The 19393-nt window shown below is 73.5% G+C and carries 20 protein-coding genes and 1 pseudogene; 17 read left to right on the top strand and 4 right to left on the bottom strand.

Going from position 1 to position 19393, the window contains the following annotated elements; genetic code table 11:
• The first annotated feature begins 346 nt into the window (after window positions 1-346).
• Both ABZ914_RS25720 and ABZ914_RS25715 read left to right on the top strand, forming a co-directional pair.
• Window positions 347-970: an HIT family protein gene (locus ABZ914_RS25720; protein WP_387030552.1), complete on the top strand. Its 624-nt coding sequence runs from the start codon at window positions 347-349 to the stop codon at window positions 968-970.
• Between the two features lie 48 nt (window positions 971-1018).
• Window positions 1019-1420, top strand: coding sequence for a thiol-disulfide oxidoreductase DCC family protein (locus ABZ914_RS25715; protein ID WP_500196280.1), 402 nt, complete (start codon window positions 1019-1021; stop codon window positions 1418-1420).
• 45 nt (window positions 1421-1465) lie between these two features.
• Here the strand turns inward: ABZ914_RS25715 and ABZ914_RS25710 are convergent, their stop codons facing one another.
• The 4 genes from ABZ914_RS25710 to ABZ914_RS25695 all read right to left on the bottom strand — a co-directional run bounded on the left by ABZ914_RS25710 (window position 1466) and on the right by ABZ914_RS25695 (window position 6047).
• On the bottom strand, window positions 1466-2410 hold the full coding sequence (locus tag ABZ914_RS25710) for an HTTM domain-containing protein (protein WP_500196278.1): 945 nt from the start codon (window positions 2408-2410) through the stop codon (window positions 1466-1468).
• Entirely contained in the window at window positions 2407-2862 is a 456-nt protein-coding gene (locus ABZ914_RS25705; RefSeq protein WP_500196275.1) for a hypothetical protein, read from the bottom strand. The genes ABZ914_RS25710 and ABZ914_RS25705 overlap by 4 nt, the downstream gene beginning before the upstream one ends.
• A 9-nt stretch (window positions 2863-2871) precedes the next feature.
• On the bottom strand, window positions 2872-3678 hold the full coding sequence (locus ABZ914_RS25700) for a polysaccharide deacetylase family protein (RefSeq protein ID WP_387030548.1): 807 nt from the start codon (window positions 3676-3678) through the stop codon (window positions 2872-2874).
• A 200-nt stretch (window positions 3679-3878) separates the two neighbouring features.
• The gene (locus tag ABZ914_RS25695; RefSeq protein ID WP_500196273.1) at window positions 3879-6047 is read right to left on the bottom strand and encodes an elongation factor G-like protein EF-G2; all 2169 of its coding nucleotides are present in this window, start codon (window positions 6045-6047) and stop codon (window positions 3879-3881) included.
• 320 nt (window positions 6048-6367) lie between these two features.
• Here ABZ914_RS25695 and pgsA point away from each other — a divergent pair, with 320 nt between their 5' ends.
• The 15 genes and pseudogenes from pgsA to ABZ914_RS25620 all read left to right on the top strand — a co-directional run.
• Window positions 6368-7090 (top strand): phosphatidylinositol phosphate synthase, encoded by a 723-nt coding sequence (pgsA, locus tag ABZ914_RS25690; protein WP_500196271.1) that lies wholly within the window; start codon window positions 6368-6370, stop codon window positions 7088-7090.
• 127 nt (window positions 7091-7217) lie between these two features.
• Window positions 7218-8111, top strand: coding sequence for a phosphatidylinositol mannoside acyltransferase (locus ABZ914_RS25685; protein WP_190856608.1), 894 nt, complete (start codon window positions 7218-7220; stop codon window positions 8109-8111).
• The gene (locus ABZ914_RS25680; RefSeq protein ID WP_500196270.1) at window positions 8108-9280 is read left to right on the top strand and encodes a glycosyltransferase family 4 protein; all 1173 of its coding nucleotides are present in this window, start codon (window positions 8108-8110) and stop codon (window positions 9278-9280) included. Before ABZ914_RS25685 ends, ABZ914_RS25680 begins: the two co-directional genes overlap by 4 nt.
• A gap of 11 nt (window positions 9281-9291) precedes the next feature.
• Window positions 9292-9831, top strand: coding sequence for a LemA family protein (locus ABZ914_RS25675; protein WP_360749185.1), 540 nt, complete (start codon window positions 9292-9294; stop codon window positions 9829-9831).
• A 191-nt stretch (window positions 9832-10022) separates the two neighbouring features.
• Window positions 10023-11054 (top strand): DUF3048 domain-containing protein, encoded by a 1032-nt coding sequence (locus tag ABZ914_RS25670; RefSeq protein WP_500196268.1) that lies wholly within the window; start codon window positions 10023-10025, stop codon window positions 11052-11054.
• Between the two features lie 120 nt (window positions 11055-11174).
• Window positions 11175-12095 (top strand): pyridoxal 5'-phosphate synthase lyase subunit PdxS, encoded by a 921-nt coding sequence (pdxS, locus tag ABZ914_RS25665; RefSeq protein ID WP_151539464.1) that lies wholly within the window; start codon window positions 11175-11177, stop codon window positions 12093-12095.
• 195 nt (window positions 12096-12290) lie between these two features.
• Complete coding sequence (locus ABZ914_RS25660; RefSeq protein ID WP_190856547.1) at window positions 12291-12905, top strand: DUF6928 family protein; 615 nt, start codon at window positions 12291-12293, stop codon at window positions 12903-12905.
• 131 nt (window positions 12906-13036) lie between these two features.
• Complete coding sequence (gene pdxT / locus ABZ914_RS25655) at window positions 13037-13660, top strand: pyridoxal 5'-phosphate synthase glutaminase subunit PdxT (RefSeq protein ID WP_190856548.1); 624 nt, start codon at window positions 13037-13039, stop codon at window positions 13658-13660.
• A 4-nt stretch (window positions 13661-13664) separates the two neighbouring features.
• Window positions 13665-14420 carry a YebC/PmpR family DNA-binding transcriptional regulator gene (locus ABZ914_RS25650; protein ID WP_190856549.1) on the top strand — a complete coding sequence of 252 codons (756 nt, stop codon included), beginning with the start codon at window positions 13665-13667 and terminating at the stop codon, window positions 14418-14420.
• Window positions 14421-14516: 96 nt separating this feature from the next.
• Window positions 14517-15671: a GNAT family N-acetyltransferase gene (locus tag ABZ914_RS25645; protein ID WP_500196266.1), complete on the top strand. Its 1155-nt coding sequence runs from the start codon at window positions 14517-14519 to the stop codon at window positions 15669-15671.
• Between the two features lie 81 nt (window positions 15672-15752).
• Window positions 15753-16388 (top strand): crossover junction endodeoxyribonuclease RuvC, encoded by a 636-nt coding sequence (ruvC, locus tag ABZ914_RS25640; protein WP_500196264.1) that lies wholly within the window; start codon window positions 15753-15755, stop codon window positions 16386-16388.
• Entirely contained in the window at window positions 16385-16990 is a 606-nt protein-coding gene (ruvA, locus tag ABZ914_RS25635) for a Holliday junction branch migration protein RuvA (protein WP_500196262.1), read from the top strand. The genes ruvC and ruvA overlap by 4 nt, the downstream gene beginning before the upstream one ends.
• Before the next feature lie 115 nt (window positions 16991-17105).
• Window positions 17106-18176 carry a Holliday junction branch migration DNA helicase RuvB gene (ruvB, locus tag ABZ914_RS25630; protein ID WP_433235477.1) on the top strand — a complete coding sequence of 357 codons (1071 nt, stop codon included), beginning with the start codon at window positions 17106-17108 and terminating at the stop codon, window positions 18174-18176.
• A 175-nt stretch (window positions 18177-18351) separates the two neighbouring features.
• Window positions 18352-18855 (top strand): preprotein translocase subunit YajC, encoded by a 504-nt coding sequence (gene yajC / locus ABZ914_RS25625; RefSeq protein ID WP_190856553.1) that lies wholly within the window; start codon window positions 18352-18354, stop codon window positions 18853-18855.
• Between the two features lie 48 nt (window positions 18856-18903).
• Window positions 18904-19393 (top strand): annotated as a pseudogene (locus tag ABZ914_RS25620) (protein translocase subunit SecD); the annotation flags it as partial.

Raw genomic sequence — 19393 nt, 5'->3', positions numbered from 1 at the left:
GCCGCATGCGCGCCGCCCGGCGGGCCCCCGGCGGGCGGCGCGGGCAGTGGCGCGCCCGGCGGCGGCACCGGGCTCGGCATTCCCGGCGCTCCCGGGAAGAACGGCGTCGAACCCGCTCCCGGGCGCGGCTCGGCGCCGTCTCCGGCGCGGCCCTTGTCGAGCTCGGTCATGATCGCTCCCACTGGTTCGGCTGGACGACCCATGGTGTCGGAGAGCCGGGCGGGACGCCACGCAGGCCCCCTCCCGCGGGCGCGTCCGGCGGTCGGCGGGGGCATCCCGGCTACGTGCCGGCGCGCGGGTCTCTCTATGCTGCTGGTCAGGCCGTGAACAAAAGGAGACCGCCGCCTTGACCACAGAGCCGGAGAAGCCCGTGGAGCAGCAGGGGCGCGACGAGGCGTCCGGCGAGGGCGCCGCGGAGCACCAGTCCCGCCTCGAGGAGGAGAGGGGCGGCGCGGGCGTGCCCGACAACTTCCAGCGGCTGTGGACTCCGCACCGGATGGCCTACATCAAGGGCGAGAACAAGCCCACCGGGCCGGGGGCCGGGGAGGGCTGCCCGTTCTGCGAGATCCCGGCGATGAGCGACGAGGACGGCCTCGTCGTCGCCCGCGGCCGGTCGGTGTACACCGTGCTCAACCTCTACCCGTACAACTCCGGGCACCTCATGGTCGTCCCGTACCGGCACGTCGCCGACTACGGCGAGCTCGACGAGGCGGAGTACACCGAGCTGGCCGTGTTCACCCGCCGCTCGCTCGCCGCGCTGCGCAAGGCCAGCGGCGCGCAGGGCTTCAACGTCGGTATGAACCTCGGCCTGGTCGCCGGCGCCGGCATCGCCGCCCACCTGCACCAGCACGTGGTGCCGCGCTGGGGCGGGGACACCAACTTCATGCCGGTCGTCGGGCACACGCGGGTGCTGCCGCAGCTGCTGCGCGACACCCGGCAGATCCTCGCCGACGCCTGGCCGCAGGACTGACGGTCCCCTCGCGCGCGGGCGGCCGCGGGCCACGGCATGATGGACGCCATGACGCGACGCGAGCGGCCGGTGCTGGTCTACGACGGAGACTGCGGGTTCTGCACCACCTCGGTGCGGTTCCTGGAACGCCATGTGCCCGTGGACGCCGAGGTCGTCGCGTTCCAGTTCACCGACCTCGGCGCGCTCGGCACCACCCAGGAGCGCGCCGAGCACGAGGTGCTGTGGGTCGACCGGGCGGGACGGGTCAGCGGCGGCGCGGACGCGATCGGGCGGCTGCTCACGGCCGCCGGCGGCGTCTGGCGCGTCCCGGGCGTGGTCATGCGGACGCCGCCGGTGAGCTGGCTCGCGCACGCCGTGTACCGGCTCGTCGCGAACAACCGGCAGCGGATGCCAGGCGGTACGGCCGCCTGCATGCTGCCCGCCGCGCAGCGCCCCGGCGCCCAGGGCTGACCCCCAGCTCCCGTGGTTGACCCCCGCGCCGCGCGGCGCGGGCCTTCAGGCCGCCTCGGGCGCGGTCGCTCCCGCCTGCCCGCCGAGCACCCGGCGGAACCGAACCGGCAGGTACCCGGTGAGCCGCTCCAGCGGCAGGAACGCCGCCAGCCAGATCGCGTGCGGCAGGAAGTGGATGCTCATCAGCGCGTAGGTGACGGCGTGGAACCCGGCGAAGAACAGCACGAACAGGTACAGCGGCCGCCCGCGCAGGAAGAGCAGCGCCGGTGAGATCGCCTCCGCCGTGAACATGAACCACTGGCTGGCCTTCAGCAGCACCGGGTAGTCGATGAGGCTGCGCCCGAACGACGTCCCGCGGCGGCTCAGCGCCCACTGGACCGTCGCCCCGTTCGGCCACTCGGGGAACCCGCCGATCTTCACCTTCGCCCACATGGACAGGAAGTAGGCGGCCACCACCGAGACCTGGATCCCGCGCACCGCCCACGCGGACGCCTCGCACCCGCGCTCGTCGTCGATCCGGGCCCGTCCCACGCTCGGCAGGACGAACAGCGCCACCACGAGCGCGAGGTGGTCGTGGTCGACCTTCCCGTACGACATGCTGATCGTGACCCACCACAGGTACCCGCAGGCGCAGACGTAGCCCGTCAGGCGCGGCAGGAACCGGCCCGTCGCCGCGGCGAACCCGGCCGCGAGCGTCACGGCCAGCAGCGTGTACATCGCGGCGGGCGTCGGTGCGGGCAGATGCAGCAGCCGCCCGAGAAGCACCGGTTGGTACAGGTCGGCGGGCAGCCGGGCGTGCGCCAGCGAGCTGCCGGTCAGCAGCAGCATGTCGAACGGCAGGAACACGTACCCGAGGAGGCGCAGCCAGGCGATCCGGGCGCGGGGGACCGGCCCGAACCACCACCGGCCCCACGGCGTGCGGGCGAGGTCCGGCCCGGGGCCCGCCGGTGCCACGGGCCGGGGCGCCTCCGGCGTCGCGGCGGCGGTCACCGCACGTCCCAGACGACGCGGTTGACGCGCTTGGTCGACACGACCTTGCCGTGCTGCAGCCTTTTGATCTCCTCCACGACGTAGACCCGGGTGAGCCGCGGGTCGCCGGGGTGCAGCCGGTGCTGCCCTTCGGCGATGCCCTGCAGCAGCGACGGGTCGCGGACGATCCGGCCCATCTGCCCCTCGATCTCGGCGCGCTTCATGCCCGTCCCGACGGCGTCCCGGGACAGCTCGACGTGCCGGCCCTCGGCGGTGTCGGCCTCGAGCCAGAACGAGCCGATGGTCCCGCCGTCGTTCTTCACCGAGAACGCGAACTGGGTCATCGGGCCGATGGGGAAGTCGTCGTTGCTTCCGAACGCGCTCGTGAACAGCAGCGCGGCGACGAACACCGCGCCCGCGAGCGATCGCCAGAGGCGCGCGCGGGCGCCCAGGCGGAGTGGGGGGAGGCTCACCGGACAAGCCTAGATCGCTGCGCGTCGCAGCTGCGACACGGTGACGAACTCGAAACCGCGGCCGCGCAGCCCGCGGATCATCGCGGGCAGCTGCGCGACGGCGGTCTCCCGGCTGGCGGCGCCGACGTCGTGGCCGAGGACGATGGTGCCGGGCCGGGCGTTGTCGACGACGGCGGCGACCATCTCCGCCGGCTCGTGGCCGAGCCGCCGGTCCTGCACCAGCAGCGACCACAGCACCAGGTCGTAGCCGTGCTCCGCGGCGACGTGCAGGGTGGTGCCGCCGAGCCGGCCCCACGGCGGCCGCAGCAGCGTCGGTGCCCGCCCGGTGACCTCCTCGATCGTCCGGTGCGTGCGGTGGATGGAGCGGCGGGCGTGCGCGAGGCTCAGCTTGGACAGGTCGTCGTGCTTCCAGGTGTGGTTGCCGACCTCGTGCCGGTCGAGCCGGCCCTCGACGAGGCGGGCGTTGCGGGCGAGCCGGCTGCCCACCATGAAGAACGTCGCCGGCGCCTTCGCCTCGTCGAGCGCGTCGAGGGCCTGCGGGGTCCACCGCTCCATCGGCCCGTCGTCGAAGGTCAGCGCGACCAGGCGGCGGCGGGTGTTCACCGCCCAGATGACGTCGACCTGCCGGTCGGGCGGCTGCCAGGAGTCGACCGACGCCGCGGACGCGGGGGTCGGCGGGTCCTCCCGGCGCCACGCCTGCTCGGTGGCGAACCCGGCGCCGCCGGCGAGCAGCCCGCCGGCCGCGAGGCCGAGGCCCCGGATGATGTTGCGGCGCCCGGGCCGGGCGGGCCGCCGGTCTTCCCCCGTGTCTTTCATGGCGCAGTAAGAGTTTCACGCCGCGAACCGCCCGCCATCGCCCCAGATGCCGAAATCGGAGTCACCCTCAGGGATGAGTCCGCGCCGCCATTTGGACGACTCCGGAAGGATCAAGGGAGGTGTCCCGGGGGGACCAAGCGGCCCCAGGGGGCCGAGCGGCGGGCGGGGTGGGGAAGCGGCCCGCCCCGCCCGCCGGCGCCCTAGTCGTGCACCGCCTCGGCCTTGGCGACCTTGTCCGCCAGGTGCGAGGGGAGCGGCTCGTACCGCAGGAACGCCCGGTCGAACGTGCCGGTTCCCTGCGACATCGACCGCAGGTCGATCGCGTACCGGACGATCTCCAGCTGCGGCACCTCGGCCTTGATCATCGTGCGGCCGCCCGGCACCGCCTGCGACCCGAGCACCCGGCCGCGCCGCGAGGTCAGGTCGGACATCACCGCGCCGACGTACTCGTCGGCGATCAGCACGCTCACCTCGTCCACCGGCTCCAGCAGCAGCACCGGCACCTGCCCGGCGGCGTCCTTCAGCGCGAGCGCCCCGGCGGCCTGGAAGGCCATGTCGGAGGAGTCCACCGAGTGCGCCTTGCCGTCGTACAGCGTGACCTTGATGTCGACCAGCGGGTACCCGGCGGAGACGCCGCGCTCCATCTGCTGCCGGACGCCCTTCTCGACCGACGGGATGAACTGCCGCGGCACCACCCCGCCGACGATCTTGTCGACGAACTCGAAGCCCTCGCCGGACGGCAGCGGCTCCACCTCGATGTGGCAGATGCCGTACTGGCCGTGGCCGCCGCTCTGCTTGACGTGCCGGCCGAGCCCCTTGGCGGACCCGCCGAACGTCTCGCGCAGCGGCACCCGCAGCTCGACCCGCTCGACCTCGACGCCGTACCGGGTGCTGAGCCGGTCGATCAGCACGTCGGCGTGCGCCTCGCCCATGCACCACAGGACCAGCTGCCGCGTCTCGGCGTTGTTCTCCAGCCGCAGCGTCGGGTCCTCGGCGACGAGCCGGCCGAGCGCCTGGCTGAGCTTGTCCTCGTCGGCCTTGGATTGGGCGCGGATCGCGACGGGCAGCAGCGGGTCCGGCATCGTCCACGGCGCCATCACCATCGGCGACGACGGGTCCGACAGGGTGTCGCCGGTCTCGGCGCGCGACAGCTTCGCCACCGCGCAGATGTCGCCGGCGCCGCACGAGGCGACCGTCCGCTGGGTCTTGCCGAGCGGGGAGGTGAGGGCGCCCACCCGTTCGTCGACGTCGTGGTCCTCGTGCCCGCGCTCCTCCATGCCGTGCCCCGAGACGTGGACGGTGGAGTCGGGGCGCAGTGTCCCGGAGAAAACCCGGACCAGGGAGATCCGCCCGACGTACGGGTCGGACGTGGTCTTGACCACCTCGGCGACCAGCGGCCCGTCGGGGTCGCAGCCGATCTCCACCGGCGGCCCGCCCTTGACGGGCGTCACCGGGGGGATGCCGTGTTCGAGGGGCGAGGGGAACGCCTGGGTGATGACCTCCAGCAGCTCCAGCATGCCGACGACCGGACCGGGGTGGTCGCCGTGCGGCACCGACGTGGCGAGGACCGGGTAGAAGCTGCCGCGCGCCACTGCGGTCTCCAGGTCCTCGATGAGCGCCTTGACGTCGATCTCCTCACCGGACAGGTACCGGTCCATGAGGGTCTCGTCCTCGCTCTCCTGGATGATCCCCTCGATCAGCGACGCGCGCTGCTCGGCGATCTGCTCCAGGTACCGCGGGTCGGGCGCGCACTCGGTGCGCTTGCCGGTGGAGTAGTCCAGGCAGCGCTGCGTGAGCAGCCCGATCAGGCCCTTGAGCCCGTCGCCGTCCGCCGCCGGGAAGTACAGCGGGAGCACGCCCTCGCCGAAGGCGTCCTGGCAGCCGAGCACCACGTCGTCGAAGTCGCCGCGCTGTTGGTCGATCTTGGTGATGACGACCGCGCGGGGCATCCCGACCCGCGCGCACTCCTCCCAGATCATCCGGGTGAGGCCGTCGATCCCGTCCACCGCGGAGATCACGAACAGCGCCGCGTCGGCGGCCCGCAGCCCGGCCCGCAGGTCGCCGACGAAGTCGGCGTAGCCGGGGGTGTCGATGAGGTTGACCTTGATGTCGCCGTGCGTGAGCGGGGCGAGCGCGAGGTTGACCGAGCGCTGCTGGCGGACCTCGACGTCGTCGAAGTCGCTGACGGTGGTGCCCTCCTCGACCCGGCCGGCCCGCTGCAGCGTGCCCGCCGCGGTCAGCAGCGCCTCCACGAGCGTGGTCTTTCCCGCCCCCGAATGGCCGACCAGCGCGACGTTGCGCACCCTGTCGCAGCCGCCGGCCTCCGGTGCCCTGCCGGGGGCTCCCGGATGTCCTCCCTTGTCCGCCATGACTACCTCCTCGGACGGGCCTCCTCGCGGGGGCCCGCGTCGGCTGGGGCCCGGCCCGGAGGGACCGGCCCTGACGTCCGAGTGCGGCGTCCTCGTCCAACGTGCGTGACCGACGTCACACCCGTGTCAACACCCTTTCCCGTGAGCGGCGGGATCACAAGGGGTGAACGGCAAACAACCTGCTTCTGTCCGCCGCGCGGAACCGCAAACTCGGGCCTGACCGCGCCGGGTCGGCGGCGGCACTACGATTGGGCGCGCCAACGGCGGCCCCCTGGCCGATGCCGGCGGCCCCACTTCCGGCAGCAGGAGAACGGACGGCGATGCTCAACAGAATCAGGCCCGCGCTGGGGCGCGTCCTGACGCCCATCGGACGGACGGTCGCGCGGACCGGGGTGTCGCCCAACGCCATCACCGTCATCGGCACCGCCGGCGTCGCCGCGGGCGCGCTCGTGCTGTTCCCGCGCGGGGAGTTCTTCTGGGGCACGATGGTGATCACCGCGTTCGTGCTGTTCGACATGCTCGACGGCGCGGTCGCCCGGGTCACCGGCAAGATCTCCAAGTTCGGCGCGTTCCTCGACTCCACCATGGACCGGGTCGCGGACGCCGCGATCTTCTCCGGGCTGATGATCGGGCTGTACCGGGACGGGCAGCACGGCCTCGCCGGCGTCGCCCTGTACTGCCTCGTCGCCGGCGTCGTGGTGTCGTACGCCAAGGCCCGCGCCGAGGGCCTCGGGTACACCTGCAACGTGGGCATCGCCGAGCGCGCCGAACGCCTGATCGTCGCCCTCGTGGCGGCCGGGTTCGACGGCCTCGGCGTCCCCTACATCCTGGCGGTCGCGCTGTGGGTGCTGGCGGTGCTCAGCACCGTCACGGTCGGGCAGCGGTTCGCGACGGTCTACGCCCAGGCGAAGGACGACCCCGCGCCGAAGCCCGCCGCGTCCGGTCCCGCGCCGGGGTCGGGCGCGTCCGCCGCCGGGAACGAAGAGGACGAGGAGAACGGCGAGAGGGCGCACGCGAAGGCGGGCCCGCAGCCGCGCCGGTGACCCCGCCGCGCCGAACGCCGTACCCGTGACCGGGCCGCGCCGACGACCAGGCCGCGCCCAGGAGGGAGCCGTGCCCGTGACCGCGCCCGCAGGCGGCTCCGCGCCCGCGTCGCTGCGCGACGAGGTGATGGACGCCGCCTACGCGCTGGGCTGGACGGTCGTCCGCAAGATGCCCGAGGGCGCCGCCCGGCTCGTGTTCACCGCGGTCGCCGACCGCGCCTGGCAGGCGCACGGCGGCGGCGTCCGGCAGCTGGAGCGCAACCTGTGCCGCGTCCTCGGCAAGGACGCCGTGGACGACGAGGTCCGCGTCCTCAGCAAGCGCGTGCTGCGCTCCTACGCCCGGTACTGGCTGGAGGTGTTCCGGCTGCCGGAGTACGGGCGGGAGCGGATCGTCGGCCGGATGCGGGTCACCGGCGAGAAGAAGATCTTCGCGAACCTGGAGGCGGGCCGCGGCGTGGTCCTCGCGCTGCCGCACATGGGCAACTACGAGCACGCGGGCGCCTGGCTCGCCGCCTGCGGGCACCCGTTCACCACGGTCGCCGAGCGGCTCAGGCCCGAGTCGCTGTTCGACCGGTTCGTGGAGTTCCGCGAGAGCCTCGGCATGGAGGTCCTCGCGCACACCGGCGCGTCCGCGTTCGGCCGGATGGCGCAGCGGCTGCGCGCCGGGCGGCCCGTCTGCCTGGTCGTCGACCGCGACCTCACCGCGAGCGGCGTCGACGTGGAGTTCTTCGGCGCCACCGCGCGGATGCCCGCCGTTTCCGCCGCGCTGGCGCTCCAGACGGGCGCCGCCCTCATTCCCGTGACACTCTGGTACGAGGGGAAGTACTGGGGAGCGCGCGTCCACGAGGAGGTCCGGGTCCCGGACGGGGGCGCCAGGCGGGAGAAGATCCAGACCATGACGCAGGAGATCGCGCGGGTCTTCGAGGCGGGCATCGCCGCCCACCCGGAGGACTGGCACATGCTGCAGAAGGTCTGGGTGGACGACCTGGACCCGGCCGGGCCGGGGAAGGCGCCCCGGTGAACGTCGGCATCGTCTGCCCCTACACCTGGAACGTCCCGGGCGGCGTCCAGCAGCACATCCGCGACCTCGCCGAGGCGCTGATCGCGCTCGGGCACCGGGTGTCGGTGATGACGCCCGCCGACGACGACGCCGACCTGCCGGCCTACGCCGTGCCGGCGGGGCGCGCCGTCCCCGTCCCCTACAACGGCTCGGTGGCGCGGCTGGCGTTCGGGTTCCTGTCCTCCGCGCGGGTGCGCCGCTGGATCAACGAGGGCGGCTTCGACGTCCTGCACGTGCACGAGCCCGCCGCGCCGTCGCTCGGCCTGCTGGCCTGCTGGGCGGCGGACGGGCCGATCGTCGGCACCTTCCACGCCTCCTACGAGCGGTCCCGCGCGCTGTCGGTGACCGCCCCGATCCTGCGCAGCGCGCTGGAGAAGATCAACGGCCGGATCGCGGTGTCCGAGGCGGCCCGCACCAGCCTGGTCGAGCACCTCGGCGGCGACGCGGTGCTGATCCCGAACGGGGTCGCCACCGAGCGGTACGCGATGGCCGACCCGCTGCCGGGCTGGCGGGGCCGGGAGGGTGCCGGGAGCGCCGGGCGGGCCCGGGACGGCGGCGAGGCGCTCGGCTTCCTCGGCCGGATGGACGAGCCCCGCAAGGGCCTGCCGGTGCTGCTGCGCGCCTTCGAGATCCTCGGGCGCCGCCGGCCGGGGCTGCGGCTGCTCCTCGCCGGGCCCGGCGACGCCGACGACGTGGCCGCCCGCGTCTCGCCGGAGCTGCGCGACCGGGTGATCGTGCTCGGCATGGTGAGCGAGGAGGACAAGATCCGCGCCTACCACTCGGTGGACGCGTTCGTCGCGCCCAACCTCGGCGGCGAGAGCTTCGGCATCGTGCTCGCCGAGGCGATGTCGGCGGGCGCCCCGATCCTCGCCAGCGACATCGAGGCGTTCGACCGGGTGCTGCTCGGCGGCCGCGCCGGGGTGCTGTTCCCCGCCGGCGACCACGAGGCCCTCGCCGCCGCTGCCGCCGCCCTTCTCGACGACCCGGCCCGGCGCAAGCAGCTGTCCGCGGAGGCCCGCGCCGCCGTCCGCGCCTATGACTGGTCGTCGGTGGCCCGCGACGTGCTGCGGGTCTACGAGACGGTCGCCTACGCGGGCGCGGGCGTCGTCGAGTCCGGCTCCGGCGCCTGAGGAACGGTCCGATGCTCTACCACTGGATCATCGACGTGCTGTTCTGGATCGCCGTCGTGTTCCTCGTCGGGGTGTACGTGTCGTGGCGCGCCACCCGGCTGGACCGGCTGCACGTCCGCGTCGAGACCGCCCGCGCCGCGCTGGACGCCGCGCTGGTCCGGCGGGCCGCGGCCGCGCTGGAGCTCGCCGCGTCCCGGCTGCTGGACCCGGCCGCGAGCCTCGTGCTGGCCACCGCCGCGCACGAGGCCCGGACGGCCGACGCCGACAACCGCGAGTTCGCCGAGAGCGATCTGTCCCGCGCGCTGCGGGCCGTGGCGGACCAGCCCGACTTCGCGGGAACGGTCGCGGGGGAGGGCGGCGACGGCACCGACGTCCTGGAGGAGCTGTCCTCGTCGGCCGCGAAGGTCGCCTACGCCCGCCGCTTCTACAACGACGCCGTCGCGCAGGCGCGGGCCGCGCGCCGCAAGCCGCTGATCCGCGTCCTGCCGCTGGCCGGCCGCGCGCCGCTGCCGGACTTCTTCGAGATCGACGACGACCCGCCAGGGATCTGACGCCCGCCGCGGAGCCCGCCGAGGAGCCCGGCGCGCCTTCCGCCGCAGCGAGGGCGCGTCTTCCGCCGCGCCGTCCGTCGTGCCCTCGCCGCCGAGTTGATCGCCCGGAGGCCGTCTCCGCGTACAGCGGACCGGGCGAACGCGTCATTTCCGTTCGCTACCCTCGGGCAGATCGCCGCAAAGGGAGGGTTATGCGACACGCGTGGCACAGGACGGCACGAGGCCGGGCGGCCGTGGGGCTCGGCGCCGCCGTGCTCGGCACCGCGCTCGCGGCCTGCTCCGGCTCGAACGGACCGGGCACCGCGGCGCCGCCGAGCGCGCACGGCGGGACGGCGTCCGGGACCCCGGCGCCGACGACGCACCCGTTCAACGGCGGCACCGCCGGGCTGGACAACCCCGTCCTCGCGGTGAAGATCGAGAACACCAAGCCCGCGCTGCCGCAGGCCGGGGTGTCGGCCGCCGACATCGTCTACGTCGAGCAGGTGGAGGGCGGCGAGACCCGGCTGATGGCGGTCTTCTCGTCCAAGCTGCCCAAGCGCGTCGGACCGGTCCGCAGCGCCCGCATCTCCGACCTGCACATCCTCCCGCAGTTCGGGCATCCCGCCTTCGCGTTCTCCGGCGTGCAGAGCAAGATGAAGAAGTACATCCGCAAGGCGCCGGTGTACGACATCTCACAGGAGAACGCGGGTTCCGCCTACTCCCGCTCCAGCGCGCGGCGGATCCCCTACAACCTCTACGGCGACCCGAAGGCCCTGCTCAAGAAGGCGCCCAAGGCGTCCGCGCCGCACGACATCGGCTTCCGCTTCGGCCCGGCGCCCGAAGGCGGCAGGCCGACGAGTTCGTTCACCGCGAAATGGCCGGCGGCGACCATGGGGTTCACGTGGTCGGCCAAGCAGAAGCGCTGGCTCGCGAGCTGGGGCGGGAGGCCCGACACCGCGGCCGAGGGCGGACGGCTCGGCGGCGCCACGGTCGTCGTCCAGTACGCGAAGACGACCCGCTCCCGGTTCCACGACTTCCTCGGCAGCTACACCCCGCTCATCCAGACGACCGGCACCGGCCGCGCCGTCGTGCTGCGCGACGGGAAGTCCTATGACGCCAAGTGGTCGCGCCCCTCGGAGACCGCCGGGACCACCTACACCACCGCCGACGGCAAGCCGATGACCTTCGCGCGCGGACAGGTCTGGGTCGTCCTGCTGAACGACGGCAAGCCCCACATTCCATAGCGCCGGAGGCGGCCGGTCAACGGCCAATTTCCGGCCATTGGCCTGCCCCGGAGGGGCGTCGAAAAGCCCCGCTAGCAGGCAATATCATGGAGAGCGACCTGTCGTCCGCGCACGTGAGGAATGCCCGTGTCCACTTTGAATTCCGCCCCGGAGAACGCGCCCGAGACCGGCACCGCCCGCGTCAAGCGCGGCATGGCGGAGATGCTCAAGGGCGGCGTGATCATGGACGTCGTCACCCCCGAGCAGGCGAAGATCGCAGAGGACGCCGGCGCCGTCGCGGTGATGGCCCTGGAGCGGGTGCCCGCCGACATCCGCGCCGAGGGCGGCATCTCCCGGATGAGCGACCCCGACATGATCGACGGCATCATCTCCGCCGTGTCCATCCCCGTGATGGCCAAGGCCCGCATCGGCCACTTCGTCGAGGCCCAGGTGCTGCAGGCCCTCGGCGTCGACTACGTCGACGAGTCCGAGGTGCTCACCCCGGCCGACTACGAGAACCACATCGACAAGTGGGCGTTCACCGTCCCGTTCGTCTGCGGCGCCACCAACCTCGGCGAGGCGCTGCGCCGCATCACCGAGGGCGCGGCGATGATCCGCTCCAAGGGCGAGGCCGGTACCGGCGACGTCTCCAACGCCACCACGCACATGCGGCAGATCCGGCAGGAGATCCGCCGGCTCCAGTCGCTGCCCGAGGACGAGCTGTACGTCGCGGCCAAGGAGCTCCAGGCCCCGTACGAGCTGGTCAAGGAGGTCGCGCAGGCCGGCAAGCTGCCCGTGGTGCTGTTCACCGCCGGCGGCATCGCCACGCCCGCCGACGCCGCGATGATGATGCAGCTCGGCGCCGAGGGCGTGTTCGTCGGCTCCGGGATCTTCAAGTCCGGCAACCCGGCCCAGCGCGCCGAGGCGATCGTCAAGGCCACCACCTTCCACGACGACCCCGGCGTGATCGCCAAGGTGTCCCGGGGCCTCGGCGACGCCATGGTCGGCATCAACGTCGCCTCCCTCGGCGAGGACCAGAAGTTCGCCCACCGCGGCTGGTGAACGCCCCGGCGGGGCGCCGACCGCGGGTCCGGCCGCCCGGTCCGATGACCGGGCGGTCAGCCGGGTGGCCCCCTCCCCGCCGCGGCGCCGGAGGGATTACGCTTGCGGCGCGGCCGGTGAGGGACCGGGTCGCCGGGGCGGGCCCCCCGGAGACCGGGCGCCCCTGCGCGGTGCCCGGCCGCGGGAGGGGAGAGCATGGCTTGGTCCGTCGCGCTGGCGTGCGCGAGCGCGGGTGAACCCACCGAGGTGTTCAGGCCGGGCCTCGTGCCCGACCCCGACGCGGCCGCGCGGATCGCACGCGGCCTCTACCCGGCGGACACCCTCACCGAGACCGGCGACACGGTCCTGGACTTCGCGCTCTGGCCCTACGAGGACGAGCTGTTCGTCGGCGCGTTCGAGCGGGCGCTGCTGCTGTGCGACCGGCGGCTGTTCTGCCTGGACGACGACGCCCGCCGGATCGCCGACACCGCCGCCGCCGCGCTGCCCGGCGCGTCCTGCGGCGTGCTCGTCCTGCACACGGTCATCCGCGGCTGCTGGTTCCGCTGGTACACCGCCGGCGAGCTGCGCCGCGACGTGTTCGTCACCGCCGAGGACGGCGTCGTCGTCGACCAGGGCGAGCGGCTCCCCGCGGAGCGCCCGTTCTGGCGGGCCATCGACGCGGGCGCCCCGGACGTCCCGCTCCCGTTCGACCACGAGGAGTTCGGGCTCGCCCTCGCCGCGGCCCACATGTTCGGCCGCGGCATCGCCGACCGGGGCAAGGACGGCTTCCTGCCGCTGGAGCTCCCGCTCCGCCGCTTCAAGCACGCGTGATCTCACGCGAGCCCGCCCCAGGGTGCCCGGAGCACCCCGGGGAAGATCCACCGCGCCCTGCCACGTTGTAAGGAACGTCCAGGGTTTTGCCCATACCGCGCCAGCGCGACCCCCGAGAGGTGTTCACCCACGTGACTGCTGCCGTACCGACGATCGGCGTCCTCGCCCTCCAGGGCGACGTGCGCGAGCACGCCCGCGCCCTCGAGCAGGCCGGCGCGCGCACCCTGAACGTGCGGCGCGCCGAGGAGCTCGACCGGATCGACGGGCTCGTCCTGCCCGGCGGGGAGTCCACCACCATGTGGCGGCTGGCGCGCGCGTTCGAGCTGCTGGAGCCGCTGCGCAAGCGGATCGAGGGGGGCCTGCCCGCCTACGGGTCCTGCGCCGGCATGATCATGCTGGCGGACCGGATCAGGGACGGCGTGGCGGGGCAGGAGACCGTCGGCGGCATCGACATGACCGTGCGGCGCAACGCCTTCGGACGGCAGGTCGACTCCTTCGAGTCCGACGTCCCGCTGACCGGTATGGGGGACACGCCGTACCACGCCGTTTTCATCCGCGCGCCCTGGGTGGAGTCCGTCGGCGACGCCGTCGAGGTCCTCGGACGCGCCGAGAGCGGGCCGAACGCCGGTAGGATCGTCGCCGTCCGCCAGGGTCGTCTCATGGCGACCTCCTTCCACCCGGAGCTGACGGGCGACTTCCGCGTGCACCACTACTTCGCCGATCTGGTGCGCCGGGCGATGCGCAAGGAGGATTGACTGAATGTCCGGCCATTCCAAATGGGCGACGACCAAGCACAAGAAGGCGGCCCTCGACGCCAAGCGGGGCAAGCTCTTCGCCAAGCTGATCAAGAACATCGAGGTGGCGGCCCGCACGGGCGGCGGCGACCCCGACGCCAACCCCACCCTCTATGACGCCATCTACAAGGCGAAGAAGAACTCCGTCCCCAACGACAACATCGAGCGCGCGCGCAAGCGCGGCGCCGGTGAGGAGGCCGGGGGCGCCGACTGGCAGAACATCACCTACGAGGGCTACGCCCCCGGCGGTGTCGCCGTGCTGATCGAGTGCCTGACCGACAACCGCAACCGCGCCGCGTCCGAGGTCCGGGTGGCCCTCACCCGCAACGGCGGCTCCCTCGCCGACCCCGGCTCGGTGTCGTACATGTTCAACCGCAAGGGCGTCGTGATCGTCCCGAAGGCGGGCACCTCCGAGGACGACCTGATGATGGCCGTCCTGGACGCCGGCGCCGAGGAGGTCAACGAGCTCGACGACGAGAACTTCGAGGTCGTCAGCGAGGCCGGCGACCTCGTCGCCGTCCGCAAGGCCCTGCAGGACGCCGGCATCGACTACGAGTCGGCCGAGAGCAAGTTCCTGCCGAGCGTGACCGTCCCGCTGGACGAGGACAACGCCAGGAAGGTCTTCCGGCTGCTGGACGCCCTGGAGGACTCCGACGACGTCCAGGACGTCTACGCCAACTTCGACGTCTCGGACGACGTGATGGAGAAGATCGACGCCTGAGCCGCGCCGCATGCCGTGAACGCCGCCGCCGCCCGGAAGGGCGCGGCGGCGTTCGGCTTCCCGGGCGGTCCGCGCGATGGTCTACGGTCGGGGATCATGGAGATCCGCGTGCTCGCCACCACTGAGGAGATGGCCGCCACCCGCGACATCCGCGCCCGCGCCTTCGGGGCGCTGCCGGACGCCGAATGGGAGGCCACGCTGCGCCGCACCGCGCCGGTGCTGGCGGCGGGGCGGCAGTTCGCGGGCTTCGACGGCGACCGGATCGTGGCGACGGCCCGCATCCACGACATGACCCAGTGGTGGTACGGCCGGGCCGTCTCCACGGGCGGCATCGGCGGGGTCACGGTCGCGCCGGAGGAGCGCGGGCGGGGCCTCGGGCGCCGCCTGATGACCGAGGTCCTTGAACGCTGCGCCGGTTTCGGGCACGCCCTGGCGATGCTGTACCCGGCGACGACGCGGATCTACCGGTCGCTCGGCTGGGAGCACGCGGGCGCCCAGCACACGATCGAGATCCCGGCGGAGGCGCTGCGCGGCATCGCCGCCGACCGGGTGCCGGTGCGCCGCGCCGGTTCCGGCGACGCGGCCGAGGTCGCGGCGGTGATCGGGCGCGTCCACGCGTCCGCCGGGGACTGCGGGCCGATCGGCTGGCACGAGTCCATGTGGCCGGCGTTCCTCGACACCTCCGACGAGTACTGCTATCTGGCCGAGGACGGGTTCCTCGCCTACCGCTGGGCGGAGGGGAACGCGGCGCTGGAGGTGATCCGAGCCGTGGCCGCCTCCGAGCGGACGCTGCGCGCGCTCTGGGCCATCGTGGGGTCCGGCTCCTCGACGGCCCCCACGGTGAAGGCCTGCGTCTCGCCCATGGACCCGGTCCTGTGGCTGCCGGGGGAGCGGGAGAAGGAGATCGTCCGGCGCAGCCAGTGGATGCTGCGGGTGGTGGACGCGCCCGCCGCGATCGAGGCGCGCGGGTACCCGGAGGGCGTCGCCGCCGCGGTCCCGCTGGAGATCGACGACCCCCAGCGGCCGGGGAACTCCGGCCACTGGCGCCTGGAGATCAAGGACGGCGCGGGGCGCCTGGAACGCTCCCGCGAGGACCCCGCCGCCGTCCGCCTGGACGTGCGGGGCCTGTCCGCCCTCTACGCCGGCGTCCCGGTGGCGACCCTGCGCCGCGCCGGCCTGCTCGGCGGCGGGGACGCGGGGGCGCTCTCCGCCGCGTTCGCGGCCACGCCGTTCTCACTCGACTACTTCTAGCGGGACACGCCCGCCGCACGTGAACGATGTCATCCTGAGTTGGTAGCGTGTTCGGCCGAACACATGATCGAAGGAGCGGCCGTGCGGGTGATGGGGGTGGACCCCGGCCTCACCCGGTGCGGGGTCGGGGTCGTCGAGGGCGCGCCCGGCAGGCGGCTGCACCTGGTGCACGTGTCGGTGGTGCGGACCGACGCCGACGAGGACCACGCGCTGCGCCTCCTCGGCGTCGAGCGGGGGATCGAGGCGCTGATGGACGAGCTGCGCCCCGACGCCGTCGCCGTCGAGCGGGTGTTCTCCCAGCACAACGTCCGCACCGTGATGGGCACCGCGCAGGCCGCCGGAATCGCGATGCTGGCCGCCGCCCGCCGCGGCCTGCCGGTCGCCCTGCACACTCCGAGCGAGGCCAAGGCCGCCGTCACCGGCAACGGCCGCGCCGACAAGGCGCAGGTGACCGCGATGGTGACCCGCCTGCTGCACCTCGACACGGCGCCGAAGCCCGCGGACGCGGCCGACGCGCTCGCCCTCGCCATCTGCCACGTGTGGCGGGGGAGCGCGCAGCGGCGGCTGGCGCGGGCGCGCGTCTCGCGGATCGAGGACCTGGCGCGGGCCGAGCGCGAGCGGCTCGCCGCCCGGAACGCCGCCGCCCCCGCGGGCGGCCCCCCGGCCCCCCGGGGCTCTCGTCCGAAGGACCCGAGCAGAGGAGGAAGTGCCCAGTGATCGCCTTCGTCAGCGGCCAGGTGGCCGCCGCCGGGCCGGACGGCGCGGTGATCGACGTGCACGGCGTCGGCCTGACCGTGCAGTGCACGCCCGCCACCCTCGCCGGGCTGCGGGTCGGCGACCAGGCGAAGGTGCCGACCTCGCTGGTCGTCCGGGAGGACTCGCTGACCCTGTTCGGGTTCGCCGACGACGACGAGCGGACGGTCTTCGAGCTGCTGCAGACCGCCAGCGGCGTCGGCCCCCGCCTCGCGCTGGCGATGCTCGCCGTGCACACCCCGAACGCGCTGCGCCGCGCCGTCGCCGCCGAGGACCTGACCGCGCTGACCAAGGTGCCGGGGATCGGCAAGAAGGGCGCCCAGCGGATCGTCCTGGAGCTGAAGGACCGGCTCGGCGGCCCGGTCGGCGACGGCGCCGCGGAGGTGCGGGCGCCCGCCGCGGCCGAGGCGTGGCGCACGCAGGTCCAGATGGGCCTGATCAACCTCGGCTGGTCCGCCAAGGACGCCGACGCGGCCGTCGATGCTGTCGCCGCCGACCTCGACGGCGCCGAGGCGCCCCCGGTCGCGGCGCTGCTGAAGTCCGCGCTGAAGAAGCTCGCCAAGTGATGCGCGCGAACGGCCGCGTCGTTGCTGGGCCGAGGAACGCGGGGAGCCTGCGACCGGAGCGACGAGGGGAGCGGCGGCGTGGAAAGGCCGTTCGCCGCCGAGCGGAGGCGAGGCGATGAGCGGCGAGGCGGACCGGCTGGTCTCGGCGGACGCGGACGGCGCCGAGGAGCAGGTGATCGAGGCGGCGCTGCGGCCGAAGCGGCTCGAGGACTTCGTCGGGCAGGAGCGGGTCCGCGAGCAGCTGTCGCTGGTGCTGCGCGGGGCGCTGCGGCGCGGCCGCACGCCCGACCACGTGCTGCTGTCCGGCGGCCCGGGGCTCGGCAAGACGACCCTCGCCATGATCATCGCGGCGGAGCTGGGGCAGCCGCTGCGGATCTCCTCGGGGCCCGCGATCGAGCGCGCCGGGGACCTCGCGGCGGTGCTGTCCACCCTCGCCGAGGGCGAGGTGCTGTTCCTGGACGAGATCCACCGGCTGGCGCGGCCCGCCGAGGAGATGCTCTACATGGCGATGGAGGACTTCCGGGTCGACGTCGTCGTGGGCAAGGGGCCGGGCGCGACCGCGATCCCGCTGGACATCGCGCCGTTCACGCTGGTCGGCGCGACGACCCGGGCGGGCATGCTGCCGGGGCCGCTGCGCGACCGGTTCGGGTTCGTCGCGCACATGGACTTCTACGAGCCCGCCGAGCTGGAGGTGATCGTCCGGCGGTCGGCGCGGCTGCTGGACGTGGAGATCACCGACGACGGCGCCGCCGAGGTCGCCGGGAGGTCGCGGGGGACGCCCCGGATCGCCAACCGGCTGCTCCGCCGCGTCCGCGACTACGCCGAGGTCCGCGCGGACGGCGTGATCACGCGTGACCTGGCCGAGGCCGCCCTGCGACTCTACGAGGTGGACGAGCGTGGTCTGGACCGGCTCGACCGCGCCGTCCTGGGGTCCCTGTTGCGCAAGTTCGGCGGGGGGCCGGTGGGGCTGTCGACGCTCGCGGTGTCGGTGGGGGAGGAGCCCGAGACGGTCGAGGTCGTCGCCGAGCCGTTCCTCGTCCGGCAGGGCCTGCTGGCCAGGACGCCCCGCGGGCGCATCGCGACGCCCGCCGCGTGGGCGCATCTCGGCGTCGCGCAGCCGCCTTCGTCGCCGATGGCCGGTACGCTGTTCGAGGTGGACGACGACGCCGATCGGCCCGAACAGTGATCATGTTGTAACGGGATGGGAACTTCCCGGCGTCGCGGATCGTCACGTCGTTGCCGGGGTCTCGCGTACTCTCTAGACTCCGGGACTTGGTTCCACCGTCTCCAGCCCGCGTTCCCCATGGGGTGGCCGATCCGGTCACAGGCTGGGCAAACCACATCGGAAGGATGCCCCAGTAATGGGCAGCGACATGATTTTGGCGGCTTCGTCCGGCGGCAGCGGGGGTTTCAACCTGCTGCTGCTCCTCGCCGTCCCCGTGGTGTTCTACTTCCTGCTCATCCGGCCGCAGAGCAAGCGGCGCAAGGAGCAGATGAACATGCAGAGCGCCATGGAACCCGGAGCCCGGGTGCTGACGACCAGCGGCATCCGCGCCACCGTGGTCTCCGTCGACGACGACGGTCTCCTGCTGGAGATCGCGCCGGGCGTCGAGGTCCACTTCGTCAAGCAGGCCGTCATGCAGGTCCTCAAGGACGACGAGCCGGAGGAGCTGGACGACGAGGCCGACGACGACGAGCTCGAGGCGGACGAGGACGACGAGCGCGTCGACCTGTCCAAGGACGAGCCGTCCGAGGTGGACCTGTCCAAGGACGCCGACCGCGTCGAGGACGCGGACCTCGGCGACGAGGACGAGGCCGAGGAGTCCAAGCCCAAGGCGAAGGCCAAGGCCGGGGAGAAGCCCTAGGCCTGACACGCCTCCGGCAACGACTCAAGGACGGGAAGAAAACGACCAGTGGCCTCGCCTAGCAACGTTCCCAAGCCCGGGCGCACGCTCTTCGCGCTCTTCGCGGTGATCGCGATCCTGGCCGGCGTCGCGCTCCTGCAGGGGCAGACCAAGCCGAAACTCGGCCTGGACCTGGCGGGCGGGACGACCGTCACGCTCACCGCCAAGACCGAGAAGGGCAAGAACCCGCCGGCGGACCTGATGGACCAGGCCGTCAAGATCATGACGCAGCGGGTCAACGGTCTGGGCGTGTCCGACGCCGAGGTCGCCAAGCAGGGCAGCAACAACATCGTGGTGAACGTGCCCGGCGAGGGGCAGAGCCGCGTCGTGGGGCTGATCGGCACGACCGCGAAGCTCCAGTTCCGGCAGGTGTTCGCCTACACCGACGGCAAGCCCACGGCGGGCGGGGCCACGCCCTCCCCGTCCGCGAGCCCGTCCGGCACGGCGAGCCCGTCCGGCAAGCCGACCGCGAAGCCGTCGGGGTCGGCGTCGCCGTCCG

Source organism: Spirillospora sp. NPDC046719 (genome assembly GCF_040645715.1).
Taxonomy (GTDB): domain Bacteria; phylum Actinomycetota; class Actinomycetes; order Streptosporangiales; family Streptosporangiaceae; genus Spirillospora.
The sequence above is the reverse complement of the archived record's forward strand: the minus strand, read 5'-3'. Positions and strand labels throughout refer to the sequence as shown.